Source organism: Microcoleus sp. S1D4, assembly GCF_036700765.1.
Taxonomy (GTDB): Bacteria; Cyanobacteriota; Cyanobacteriia; order Cyanobacteriales; family Microcoleaceae; genus Microcoleus.
In genome coordinates, this window is record NZ_JAUBPP010000023.1 from 54,446 (window position 1) to 67,401 (window position 12,956).

Here is a 12,956-nt window from a genome sequence, read left to right on the forward strand (position 1 = left end):
ATCGATCGGGTTAATCGCGATCGCCCACAGGTAAACTCAGTATAAACCCTGTTTGACCAAGTATGGCAGCATCTAGTTGAATATCGCCGCCGTGGGCCCGTGCGATTTCCCTTGCTAAACTTAGCCCCAATCCCGATCCTTCTATTTTTTGGATTTGACTGGAGTCACCGCGATGGAAGCGCTCAAAAATTAGCTTGCGCTCCCTCAAAGAAATATCTTGAGAGCTATTGACAATTTTGACAATTACTCTTTTTCCCTGACAGTTAGCCTGTAACCTGAGCCAACCCTTCGGTAAATTATATTTAATCGCATTACCCACCAGATTTTGCAAAACCTGCACAAGCAAATCGCGATCGCCCTGTATAAATAACTTGGGAGCAATTTCCATGTCCACCTCTAAATGTGGTGCTAGCAGTTCCATATCTTCGGCAATTTCCGATAGCAAAGCCGACAGATTCACCTCAACCAAATGTAAACCCATACGTCCGGCATCGGCTAGAGAAAGTAAGAGAAGTTTGCGGGTAATTTCACTCAAGCGGTGCACTTCATCCAATAAATTACTCAGAGTTTGCTGCACTTGAGAACCAGATTCAACTTGATGCAAAGCAAGCTCTATTTGCCCTTGCAAAATTGCCAGCGGAGTCTTTAATTCGTGAGCCGCATCTCCACTAAAACGAGAAGCTTGTTTAAAACTCCGTTCCAGACGTTCTAACATCTGATTGAACACAGAAATTAATTCTAAAAATTCAATATCCGTCGAACCAACAGGGACGCGCCGATCGAGCCCTTGTACGGTGACATTGCGAATAGCCATCGTGAGTCGCCCAATGGGATACAGAATACTCCGCGATATCAACCACGCTCCACCTCCTACGAATAACAGCACTACGGGAATAGAAATTAGAAAGATATTGCCAATCGATGCCATTTCCCGATCGATCGCTTGTAAGTTAACAGCGATCGCTATTTGAGTCTGAGGAGAATGAATCGCGCCTACACGCCAAACAGCCGTGCTAGTACGCTGGGTTGCTAGCTTAGCTTTGAAAACTCGAGGAAAATCCGGTTGATCGAATTGAGGAGGCCGATCGCGCGGGGGTCTTCTTTCTCTCGGTAAGAATGAATCGGGTCGATCGGGAGGTGGTTGATGGGGAGGTGGTGGATAGAGTGAATGTGGTGGAGGGGGAGGTTCTAATTCAAAAGGTATTCTGGCAGGATCGGGAGGGGGTTGGGGCAGCGATCGCCATAATGAATTAGGATCAAGTCCATCTTGCCACTGGCGCGATCGGTAGAGCAAATTACCATCTCTGTCATTCACCAGCAAAGCCGCGGTTGTTTCCCCATCATTCATGCCCAAAACTGATGGCAAAGAATTAGCATAATTATCCCATTGAGCTGATTGCGGGCGAGTAGATTGGATTAACTGATTCTTAATTTCAGCATCAAGACGTTTTACCTTAGCATCGTAAATCAACCACCACGAAACAATACTAAAGCCAATTATAGAAATACTTGCCAGAACAGCAGAGAATAGAGTAATCCGAAAGCGAAAAGATTGCAATTTCATGATGGGGAATCTGGTTTGCGAAACCGATAGCCAACACCGCGCACGCTCTCAACCCATCCCGTACCGCCGATGGGTTCAAGTTTTTTGCGAATGCGTTGAATACAGACATCTACCACATTCGTATTTGGATTAAAATCATAGCCCCAGATATGTTCGAGAATTTGCGTGCGGGTGAGTACCCTACCAGGCGATCGCATCAGATATTCCAACAGATTAAACTCGCGGGTTGTCAGTTCGACTGTATGGGAATCGCAAGTAACTTCTCGGAGAATGCGATCGAGCTTAACTGGGCCAACACTCAAAATATTTTGCCCGCTTCCAGAAGCACGCCGCACAACAGCATAAATCCGAGCAACTAACTCCTCAACAAAAAACGGTTTAGCCAAATAATCATCAGCACCGAGATGCAAGCCTTCAATGCGATCGTCTAATTCATTGCGAGCCGTCAATAAAATCACAGGTACATTGCGCCCCGCTTTTCGCAGCAGTTTGAGGATAGACAATCCGTCTTTTCCCGGTAAAACAATATCAAGCACGATCGCATCGTACTGATTATCCATCGCCCGCCCGTAGCCATCGTTGCCATTATCGCAATAATCCACAACAAAGCCTTGTTCTTTCAAGCCGATACAAACAAAATTAGCGATTTTTTCTTCATCTTCAACGTAGAGAATATTCATAAATTCACCGATGCGTTGTGATTATACAGTGATTGTTTATTTAATTAAATTACAAAATTGTAATCTATCAGCAGAGTTCCCCGTCATGTTTGGGTAGTTTGATGCTGCTATCAACTATTTGGCGATCGGCAATTATAACTACCATGAAAAATCCTGCACTACTCGCATTACCTGCTACAGCTTTGCTGCTGGGATTGAGCAGCTTGACTTTGGGCGATCGAACTACAGTCAGTTTTAACATCCCGCTAGCCCAAAGCCAACCCGCGCCCGATCGACAGCGCAGACATCCGCCCCGTATAGATTTTGCCGCTGCGGCCAAACAATTAGGAATCACCGAAGCCGAGTTAATCGAAGCATTGGGGCTACCAGCCAAACCGCCCGAACCACCAACTGAAAATAATCGCCCGCCGGGCCCACCGCCCCCTCCTCGTTTAGATATTGCCGGTGCAGCGAAAAAGTTGGGTATTACCGAAGCACAGCTAATCAAAGTTTTGGGCATTCCACCGCGTCCATCGGGCGATCGTAATATACCTGACAATTCAGAAAAACGGTAATTTTCCAGATTACAAAACTGTAATCCCAGCACAGAGATAAATGTCATGTTGAACCAGCTTAATGATTGTAGCGACTAAAGCAAAAGGCGATCGAGAATTCATTTCTTTAGCCTGACAACTGCTTTCAACTTAGAAACTTAATCGAGATAATTACACCATGCCACCACTATTTCCCAATCCTAATTCAATTAATGCACCGGGCAATCCTCCACCTCCAAATCAAGGAGTACCGGGCAATCCTCCACCTCCAAATCAAGGCGGACAACTTACCAATTCTGCTCTACCTCCCCAAAACCCAACTCCACCAGTACCGCCAGCCAACAGTATCAACACCACAACAGGAAACGACAATATTACCGGAGATAGTTTAGACAACTTCATCCTAGGGAGTAGCGGCACTGATAGCATCCTTGGAGGATTAGGCACGGATACAATCAGCTATCTTTCCCTCAGCAATAGCATTACCCTTGAGGCTAAAGGCATTGTAGACAAGGGCGCAGCCGGCACAGACAGCCTTCAAAGCATCGAGCAAATCATTGCTCCTTTGGGGCAGATTAACACCATCGATGCTTCCACAGGTAGCGGCACAGCTTCTATTAATGCAAATTTGTTGCAGAATAGTTTAGCAGTTAACAATTTACCCGGTATCGGCACTCTGAATTTTACTGTAGAGAATTTCGCGAATGTCACGGGCACGCCCAATGTAGATGTGATTACCGGCAATAACCTAGACAATTATTTAATAGGAGAAGCGGGTAACGACACACTTTCGGGTGGACGTGGCAATGATACGCTGATTGGAGTCAATCCATCGAGTGCTACACCGGGAAGCAACGAAACAGATGTGCTGATTGGCGGTCGAGGTAGAGATGTTTTTGTTCTCGGTGATGCCGCAATCAGCTACTATCAAGGAACAGGAGTTGCAGTAATTCAGGATTTCCAACAGGGAATCGATCGCATTCAGTTACATGGGAGTATTTCCAACTACAATATTGTTGGTAACTCCATCAATTTAGCTGGTACTTCTGACCAAATTGCTGTAATTCAAGGTGGCTTTACCCCTGATAGTTTCATATTCGTGTAATATCAATTGCGGCTGCACTCAGACATGATACCGAGGAGACGGCAGTGCAGTTTCCCTACCCAAAATAATATTGTAGGGAAACGGCACTGCCGTCTCCTAATTTCTTCTTCCTACTTCTTCCTTCGTGTTCTTCGCGTCTTCGCGGTTCAATAATACTTATGATACCGAGGACACGGCAGTGCAGTTTCCCTACCCAAGATAATATTGTAGGGACACGGCACTGCCGTCTCCTAATTTCTAATTTGCTGCAATTACCGATCGCCCTTTAATCCAATCAAGTAAAATAGGATTGACCAATTCCGGCGCTTCATCCTGCGGACAATGGCCAACTCCCTCCAAAGGAATAAACTTTTCAACAGCCGGAAAATTTGCCAATTCTCGCCCCAGGGCGATCGGCTCCCAAGGATCGTTTGCACCCCACAAAATCAAAGCCGGACAGCTCAAACGCGGCAACAAATCCTCCGGTAGCGGCCCTTGAGAATAGCTGATAAATGCCACAAATACATCCACAGCGCCGCTATCTCGCGCTGGTTTTAACAAGATTTCTACAAGTTCGTCGGTGACAGCTTCCGGCTGGTGATAGGCTTGCAAAAGCACTTTTTTGACTGTTTTTGGCGTGGCTAACTGTTTAAAAAATAATTGACTTATCCACTTGACATTTAAAACTTTTTGTGCAATTGGCGCTCCAAAACTGCGATACCAAGGCATTTCGGCGCGCTTGCGATCGTGCAGCAAACGCAGAGAACAATTGAGTAAAATTACGGCAGAAGCAATATCGGGAAAATCAACAGCGGCTTGCATAATTGCTACGCAGCCGATCGAATTTCCCACCAAAAAAGCCGGCCCGCCCGCAACTTCCCGACAAAAATCAGCAATTAGCTGTCCCCAAGTTTCAAAAGTATAGTCAATCTCAAGTTTGGGCGCGGGCTTAGCAGAACCGCCAAAACCGATGAGGTCGATCGCGTAACAGCGACAATCAGCAGCCAATGCCGGCAAATTCTTGCGCCAGTGGCCCGAAGACGCGCCAAAACCGTGGACAAACACCACCGCAGGGCCCTCGGTTCCCGCAGCCTGGTAGCAAATGGGAAAACCTTTCCACATCCAGGTTTGAGGTGCAACAGCAGTTAACGTAGAAGAAGTCATAGAAGTAAAAAAGTAAAAATTCAAAAGTTAGGAAAGACTGAACCCCTTACTACAAACCGTATCATAAATCCCAAAGCCTCCCTCCCTTCTCCCTCTCTGCGCCCTCTGCGCCCTCTGCGGTTAAATCCTCTTTCTTCTTCCCTCTTCTTTATATCCTTGACATCCGTTGCCGAACTTCCTTTGCACTACGAGCCGCTATTATGTCAGGATTAAAGATGCTGACTATTTTGCCTTATTGAAATTTCCCCTATGCCAACGATCATTTCCACTGCTGTCGTACCGTTTCTGGGGTCAGAAATTGTACCCGACTACGACACAGCCAAAGTAGTAATTTTGCCAATTCCCTACGAAGCAACCACCACCTACCGCCGGGGGTGTGAAAACGGGCCAGCCAAACTGCTAGAAGCTTCACACCAGCTCGAATGCTACGACGAAGAACTAGATTCCGAAGTCTGCTACGATGTTGGCATTTATACCGCATTGCCGATCGCCGATACTCGCAACCATCAACCAGTTTCATCCTTAGACATGCTGGAAGTCACGCAACAAACCGTACACCAGCTAATTACCGAAAATAAATTTGTAATTTCCCTCGGAGGCGAGCACAGCATCACCGCCGGCATTGTCGAAGGCTACCGCCAAGGCTACCCGGATGAACCCTTCACCGTCGTGCAAATCGATGCCCACGGCGACTTGCGACACGAATACGAAGGCTCGATCCACAACCACGCCTGCGTGATGCGGCGGGTTGTTGATATGGGCTTACCGACACTGCAAATCGGGATTCGCGCTATCTGCAAGGAAGAAGCCGACTTGATTAAAGCCAAACAGCTAAACGTGATTCGAGCTCGGGAAATTGCTACTCAACCGGATTGGGCAGATCGCGCCATTGCCAGCATAACAACCAAACGAGTATTTTTGACGATCGACCTAGACGGCATCGACCCGACATTAATTCCAGGGGTAGGCACACCCGAACCGGGTGGGTTAAATTGGTATTCGCTAACCGGATTTTTGCGGCGCGTCTTCGAGTCCTACGAAGTAATCGGCTGTGACATCATGGAATTAGCACCTGTTGTAGATTCTGTCGTCTCAGAATTTACCGCCGCCAAATTAACCTACAAACTTATTGGATATCAAGCGGCGGCTCAAGGTTGGCTAAAGCAAAACGAGGAATAAATCGCGAATTATTAATCAAAATAAGCTGTTGGCCAGGTTAGAATCAAAGTAAAACCCAAAAACAGCTAATTTGATTATTGCTGAGAATTTCATCTTTCACGCTCGCAAATACTGCTCTTAACCTCCTGAAAACATGAGTTTACCAATCGAAACAACGGGTACTTCAATTAATGGCTACGCTCCCGATTTTGAACTGCCGGGAGTTGACGATGAAGTTCACCATTTAGCTCGCTATTTAGAAAAATTTCGGGCAATCGGGGTAGTATTTATCTGCAATCATTGCCCTTACGTGAAGTTGTATATCGATCGCCTGAAAGAACTTCAAGTAGCTTTTCAAGATCAAGCTGTTACGTTGATCGGGATTAATGCCAATGATTGCAACCAGTATCCAGACGACAGTTTTGAGAATATGAAAATTTTTGCGGCCGACAATCAACTCAACTTCCCGTACATCCGAGACGTTGCTCAAGATGTGGCCCACAGTTTTGGGGCTTCTAAAACGCCGGAAGTTTTTTTGTTAGACCGAGACGGCAAATTGCGCTATAAAGGTTTAATTGATGATAATGCCGACGACGCGGCGGCGGCACAGGTTTTTTATCTGCAAAGCGCGATCGACCAATTGCTCAAAGACGAACCGGTAGAACCTTCTATTACAGAGGCGATCGGTTGTTCTGTCAAGTGGCGACAATAGGGATAACACCTGAAATCCGTAGGAACACGGCACCGCCCATTAGTGTGAATTTAACGTCAAACGTAGTGCGAGTCTTCTGTCTAGCGATTAAGGCCAGATCCCCCCTTAGCTTGCCCCCTACTCCCCCTTCTTAAGGGGGGGACAAGATTCTGCTCAAAGTCCCCCTTCTTAAGGGGGATGCGAGGGGGATCTGGCCTCTGCTATAAACGAGAAATACAAAGATTTTCACATTTAAGTTGACACTAATGATCGGTGCCGTCTGCCTACCGCACTATTATTTAACGAACCGCGAAGATGCAAAGAGCGCGAAGGAAGAAAAAGAGGAAGATAGTTTTGTAGCGGTTTTGATATAATTCAAAATCAAAGATTCTCAACTATTCCCGATGAACCTAAAAAGAAAACGTATTCTCAACTTGATAATCGCAGCCGTCGCCACACTGGTACTGCTGATTAGTTGGAACTTATTTCAGAATGTTTCCCCAGCCACAGCACAGCAGCGCACGTCTTTAACTGTATCCGCCGCCATCAGTCTCTCGCCCGCCTTAACAGAAATCAAAACAGTATATCAAAGCAGCAATCCCAATACTACTATTACTTATAATTTTGGTGCTTCCGGCGCTCTAGAGCAGCAAATTCAGCAAGGAGCTCCGGTAGATGTATTTTTCAGCGCCGCGACTAAACAAATGGATGGTTTACAAAAAGCTAATTTGCTGATGAACGAGACGCGCCGCAATTTGCTGACAAATCGCCTAGTTTTGATTACTCCTAAAAATGGCGCTGTTTTGAGCGATTTTAAACAGTTGACAGAGGCGAAAATCAAGAAAATTGCGATCGGCGAACCCAAAAGCGTACCTGCGGGACAATACGCTCAGGAAATGCTAACTAAGCTCGGATTGTGGCCGCAACTGCAGCCAAAATTAGTATTGGGAAATAACGTCCGCCAAGTGCTAACATTTGTCGAAAGCGGTAACGTTGATGCCGGTATAGTCTACACCACAGATGCCAAAGCATCGGACAAAGTAACAGTGCGACTAACCGCGGCAGAAAACTTGCACTCGCCCATTGTTTATCCGCTAGCAATTATCAAAAACAGCCGCAATCCCGCCGCAGCAAAAGCCTTTGTTGAGTTTTTAGCGGGCGATCGCGCTAAAATAGTATTTCAGAAATACGGATTTGGTCTAGCTCGTTAATTAGAAACCCGGAGGGCGGGCACGGGGACACCGCCCCTACAGTTGATTCTCTTCCTTCTCTTTCTTCCTTCGCGCCCTTCGCGTCTTCGCGGTTCGTTAAAAAAAATCTCATTCACAAATCATCCAAAACTGCGATAGTTCATCCAAAATATGGAATTTGACATATCTCCATTATGGATATCCCTAAAATCCTCCGCTATTGCGACATTCTTTACCTTCTTTCTGGGAATAGCTGCCGCCCGGTGGATGCTTTCAACTCGCATCCGAGGTAAAGCGTTGATTGAAGGCATTTTCATCTCTCCTTTGGTTTTGCCGCCCACAGTAGTCGGATTTTTGCTGCTACTGCTGTTTGGTAGAAATGGCGCGATCGGTCAATTTCTTCTAAAATTTGATTTAACTATAATTTTTACTTGGCAAGCCGCCGTAATTACTGCCACAGTCGTATCATTTCCCCTGATGTACAAAACTGCTTTGGGGGCTTTTGAGCAAATTGATGCCAATCTTCTCAATGCAGCCCGCACTTTGGGCGCTTCGGAAGGGACGGTTTTTTGGCGGATTATGTTGCCGCTAGCGTGGCCGGGAATTATAGCAGGAACTATTCTCGCATTTGCCCGCGCTTTGGGTGAATTCGGCGCGACGCTGATGTTAGCTGGGAATATTCCCGGACAAACTCAAACTATCCCGATGGCAATTTATTTTGCGGTGGAAGCTGGGGATATGAGGCAAGCTGCTATTTGGGTTTTGATTATTCTCAGTCTTGCTTTGAGCGTGCTCACTTTGGTTAATTACTGGACTTATTTACCGAGAATTTCGTCCAAGCCAAATCCTAACTATCAACGGCAATCTAATCTCGCTCAATTTGGCTCTAAATTTACCATAAAAGCCCCAAAAAAACAACTGGAAGGCGGACTATTTTTAAATATTTTTAAACCTCTTTCTGGCTTTACTTTGGAGGTCGGTTTTGATATCGGTCAGGAAGTGCTGGGAATTCTGGGCGCGTCGGGTTCCGGCAAAAGCATGACTCTGCGCTGTATCGCGGGTTTGGAAACTCCCAGCAGCGGTAAAATTGCAGTTAATGGAAAGGTTTTATTTGACTCGGCAGAGGGCATTAATTTACCTTCTAAAGACCGCCGTATTGGTTTTTTGTTTCAAAACTATGCTTTGTTTCCTCATCTGAATGTGGCTCAAAATATTGCTTTTGGCTTGCAGCATTTATCTAAAGGCGAGCAAAAGATTCGGGTCAAAGAACAGCTTGTTTCGGTGCAAATGTCGGGAATGGAAAACCGCTATCCCCACGAACTTTCTGGCGGCCAGCAGCAGCGAGTGGCTTTGGCGAGGGCGATCGCCCCGAATCCCGATTTACTGCTGTTAGACGAACCGTTTTCGGCTTTGGACACGCACTTGCGGAGTCAACTGGAACGGGAGTTAATGCAGGTTCTGGCTAATTATCGGGGAATTACTTTGTTTGTCAGTCACAATTTAGAGGAGGTTTACCGGGTGTGCGAGAATCTGTTGGTTTTGGCTGAGGGAAGGGCGATCGCCTTTGATAGCAAACAGAACATTTTCGATCGCCCGCGCCACTTCACCGTCGCGCAGTTAACGGGCTGCAAGAATTTCTCTGCTGCTAAACCGGTTGCTGAAACTGTCGTAGAGGCGATCGACTGGGGCTGCACTTTAACTGTAGTCGAACCAATTCCCAAATCTCTAGTTTCTGTCGGAATTCGAGCTCATCAAATCAATTTTGTTAGCGGGTGCGATCGCGAAAATACTATTGCTTGTTGGGTAGCCTCAACAGTAGAAACTCCGCACCGAGTGACATTATATCTTAAGTTGCACTCGCCTCCCCACGATTCCCAAGATTATCACTTGCAAGCTGAACTTTTCAAGGAAAAGTGGCGGGCGATCAAGGACAATTCTTTTCCCTGGTATGTTTATTTGGAGCCAATTAGGTTAATATTAATGGAGGCATGAGTCAACAGTTAACAGCCAACAGCCAACAGTCAACAGCCAACAGTCAACAATTAACAAGATTAAATCATGACAGACAAAGTTAAAAAAACCGATGCCGAATGGCAACAGCAACTCAGCCCAGAACAGTTCAAAGTTACCCGAAAAAAGGGAACCGAAAGAGCTTTTAGTGGCGAATATCACGACAACAAAAAGCCCGGAATTTATAAGTGTATTTGCTGCGGCACCGAGCTATTTAAATCAGAAACAAAATACGATTCCGGTACTGGTTGGCCGAGTTTTTACGCTCCCATTAACGAAGAAAATGTCAAGAATGAGTCGGATAACAGCTTATTCATGCGCCGCACTGAGGTACTGTGTGCTGTTTGTGACGCTCATCTCGGTCACGTATTCAACGATGGGCCAAAACCCACGGGCCAGCGTTACTGCATGAATTCTGCTTCTCTTGATTTCGTTCCCAAGGAATAAATTAAGTCCGTATTTCTCACCAAAAAACCCGGTTTCTGCCTTAACTTTAAGATTGCTCAAAAAGAAGATTAGGCCGAGAAACCGGGTTTTTATCCGTTCCCAGCAGCCTGTTCCAAGCAATTGATGTTCAAAATGCACCCGTGCTGCTATCTTATGGTGGAGACAAAAAGAAAAAATAGTGGCGGCATGGGGATGGTTTATCAGCGGGTTTTGCTGAAGCTCAGCGGTGAAGCGCTGATGGGCAGCTTGGGCTACGGCATCGATCCGGTAGTCGTTGGATCGATCGCCCAGGAAGTGGCCAAAGTAGTGTCCGAAGGCATCCAAATCGCGATCGTTGTCGGCGGCGGCAACATTTTTCGCGGCGTAAAAGCTGCTTCTGCAGGTATGGATCGGGCAACAGCCGACTATGTGGGCATGATTGCTACGGTGATGAATGCTATCACTTTGCAGGATGCCTTGGAACAAGCAGGAGTACCAACGAGGGTACAATCGGCGATCGCCATGCAAGAGGTAGCTGAACCCTACATCCGGCGGCGGGCAATTCGTCACCTCGAAAAAAAACGGGTAGTAATTTTTGGTGCCGGTTCTGGCAATCCTTTTTTTACTACTGATACTACAGCCGCTTTGCGGGCGGCGGAAATTGATGCACAGGTGATTTTTAAAGCTACTAAGGTAGATGGGGTCTACGATTGCGACCCCCACCTCAACCCCAACGCGCGCAGGTATCAAACCCTCACCTACGCCCACGTCTTGAACCAAGACTTGCGGGTGATGGACAGTACCGCGATCGCCCTGTGCAAAGAAAATAATATTCCTATTATGGTATTTGACCTCTCGGTATCGGGCAACATCTACCGAGCCGTAATGGGAGAATCTATTGGAACCCTTGTCGGAGGATTTTGTGAAGTTAGCTGAAGCAGAAGATCATATGCAAAAGGCAGTTGAGGCTACTCAACGGTCTTTTAATACTATCAGGACGGGACGGGCCAACTCCTCCCTCCTCGATCGAGTCATGGTAGATTACTACGGAGCACCAACTCCCATCAAATCCCTTGCCAATATCGGCACACCGGATGCAACTACGATCAACATTCAACCGTTCGATCGCACAGCACTAACATCGATCGAAAAAGCAATTTCTCTGTCGGATGTAGGACTCGTGCCCAACAACGACGGTTCAGTTATTCGCTTGAACATTCCACCGCTGACAAGCGAAAGACGGCAAGAATTTGCCAAAATGGCCTCGAAATTTGCCGAAGAAGGTAAAGTCGCAATTCGGAATATCCGTCGCGATGCGGTTGACTCGATTCGCAAGCAAGAAAAAAGCAGCGATCTCTCTAAAGATGAATCGCGGGACTTGCAAGACAAAATTCAAAAGCTGACGGACAAGTATGTCGCCAAAATAGAAGAAGTTCTGGCAGCCAAAGAGAAAGATATCACGACTGTTTAGTGCAGTTATCCTAAAAAGCCAGTAAGCGAGCAGGCTTTCGGGCCTGCTCCCAATAATTATTTTTTAGATCCGGTAATTCACCGGACATCGTATTACCTTTTTATTTCACCTTCCCTTTTCCATCGGGACTTGCGCTCTTCAACCGGGTTTCTCAGAAAAATATTGGTTTCTCAACTATAAAACCAGGTTGAAACCTGTTTGAATATCTGGGCGCGTGCGTCCGCGATTGTTGCATCTTCCTTATCCTAGAAAATTTAAAATAATTATGATAATTTATTTTTATAAAGTAGAGGAGCCTTACGGCTGCTTTTCCAATTTTTCACCGCATGAGATTTTCCTGGGCGGTCAAAATTGGTTAACCGTGGAACATTACTATCAAGCCCACAAATTTGTTGGTAGCGTCGATAGAAGATTAGTGGCGGCGATTCGAGGCGTAGCAACTCCTCAAGAAGCAGCCCAATTAGGTCGCGATCCCCATCACCGGATTCGCGACGATTGGGAAGCGGTGAAAATTCCGATTATGCGCGAAGCAATTTTAACTAAGTTTCTCGCTCATCGAGATATTCAAGCTATTCTTCTGGGTACGGGGGAGCGAGTGATTGTGGAGGATTCGCCAACCGATTACTACTGGGGCTGCGGCTGCGATGGAACAGGCCAAAATCATTTGGGTAAAATTTTGATGAGCGTGCGACACGAAATTGGTCAGCGTCTGGGAGGCTGAGAGAAACTCCAATTCCTTTTTTTTTTGATTATTATATGAAGTTAGACAAACAAATGTCAAGTTACCTTGATGATTAATAATTATGAGAGTGAGATTTTAAGATTGCGAGAAATTTATGAGAATATTATAATAATAATTATCATTCGGTTAAGCTTCTTGGTCTGTTGAAGGCAAAGACTAAACCGGGGCGATCGCACATTTTCCGTCCCCCCAGCGCTCCAGCGTCCTCTCTAAGCCGCGCGCGCGCCCGATTCATTCTACAGA

General features: G+C 46.2%; 13 protein-coding genes. 10 read left to right on the forward strand and 3 right to left on the reverse strand.

Features of this window, described 5'->3' with window-relative positions; all coding sequences use genetic code 11:
- Positions 1-10 precede the first annotated feature (10 nt).
- Positions 11-1,564 (reverse strand): sensor histidine kinase, encoded by a 1,554-nt coding sequence (locus QT998_RS21470; protein WP_333117688.1) that lies wholly within the window; start codon positions 1,562-1,564, stop codon positions 11-13.
- On the reverse strand, positions 1,561-2,244 hold the full coding sequence (locus QT998_RS21475) for a response regulator transcription factor (RefSeq protein ID WP_333090890.1): 684 nt from the start codon (positions 2,242-2,244) through the stop codon (positions 1,561-1,563). Before QT998_RS21475 ends, QT998_RS21470 begins: the two co-directional genes overlap by 4 nt.
- A gap of 101 nt (positions 2,245-2,345) precedes the next feature.
- On the opposite strand from QT998_RS21475, the gene QT998_RS21480 reads away from it, so the two are divergent.
- Positions 2,346-2,798: a hypothetical protein gene (locus QT998_RS21480; protein ID WP_333090889.1), complete on the forward strand. Its 453-nt coding sequence runs from the start codon at positions 2,346-2,348 to the stop codon at positions 2,796-2,798.
- Positions 2,799-2,955: 157 nt separating this feature from the next.
- Complete coding sequence (locus tag QT998_RS21485) at positions 2,956-3,882, forward strand: calcium-binding protein (protein ID WP_333090888.1); 927 nt, start codon at positions 2,956-2,958, stop codon at positions 3,880-3,882.
- 237 nt (positions 3,883-4,119) lie between these two features.
- Here QT998_RS21485 and QT998_RS21490 read toward each other — a convergent pair whose 3' ends face one another.
- On the reverse strand, positions 4,120-5,025 hold the full coding sequence (locus tag QT998_RS21490; RefSeq protein ID WP_333117692.1) for an alpha/beta fold hydrolase: 906 nt from the start codon (positions 5,023-5,025) through the stop codon (positions 4,120-4,122).
- A 249-nt stretch (positions 5,026-5,274) separates the two neighbouring features.
- Here QT998_RS21490 and speB point away from each other — a divergent pair, with 249 nt between their 5' ends.
- The 8 genes from speB (at position 5,275) to QT998_RS21530 (ending at position 12,692) form a co-directional block, all read left to right on the forward strand.
- A complete protein-coding gene (gene speB / locus QT998_RS21495; RefSeq protein ID WP_333117693.1) occupies positions 5,275-6,204 on the forward strand; it encodes an agmatinase in 930 nt (309 codons plus the stop codon).
- Between the two features lie 133 nt (positions 6,205-6,337).
- Positions 6,338-6,895 (forward strand): thioredoxin family protein, encoded by a 558-nt coding sequence (locus tag QT998_RS21500; protein WP_333090884.1) that lies wholly within the window; start codon positions 6,338-6,340, stop codon positions 6,893-6,895.
- Between the two features lie 383 nt (positions 6,896-7,278).
- Complete coding sequence (gene modA, locus QT998_RS21505; RefSeq protein ID WP_333090883.1) at positions 7,279-8,085, forward strand: molybdate ABC transporter substrate-binding protein; 807 nt, start codon at positions 7,279-7,281, stop codon at positions 8,083-8,085.
- Positions 8,086-8,235: 150 nt separating this feature from the next.
- Positions 8,236-10,056, forward strand: coding sequence for a molybdate ABC transporter permease subunit (modB, locus tag QT998_RS21510; RefSeq protein WP_333117695.1), 1,821 nt, complete (start codon positions 8,236-8,238; stop codon positions 10,054-10,056).
- Positions 10,057-10,122: 66 nt separating this feature from the next.
- Complete coding sequence (msrB, locus tag QT998_RS21515) at positions 10,123-10,521, forward strand: peptide-methionine (R)-S-oxide reductase MsrB (RefSeq protein WP_194068416.1); 399 nt, start codon at positions 10,123-10,125, stop codon at positions 10,519-10,521.
- A 186-nt stretch (positions 10,522-10,707) separates the two neighbouring features.
- Positions 10,708-11,436 carry a UMP kinase gene (gene pyrH / locus QT998_RS21520; protein ID WP_228050104.1) on the forward strand — a complete coding sequence of 243 codons (729 nt, stop codon included), beginning with the start codon at positions 10,708-10,710 and terminating at the stop codon, positions 11,434-11,436.
- On the forward strand, positions 11,423-11,971 hold the full coding sequence (gene frr / locus QT998_RS21525; protein WP_194068474.1) for a ribosome recycling factor: 549 nt from the start codon (positions 11,423-11,425) through the stop codon (positions 11,969-11,971). Before pyrH ends, frr begins: the two co-directional genes overlap by 14 nt.
- Positions 11,972-12,236: 265 nt before the next feature.
- On the forward strand, positions 12,237-12,692 hold the full coding sequence (locus QT998_RS21530) for an NADAR family protein (RefSeq protein WP_333117696.1): 456 nt from the start codon (positions 12,237-12,239) through the stop codon (positions 12,690-12,692).
- The last annotated feature ends 264 nt before the right edge of the window (positions 12,693-12,956 follow it).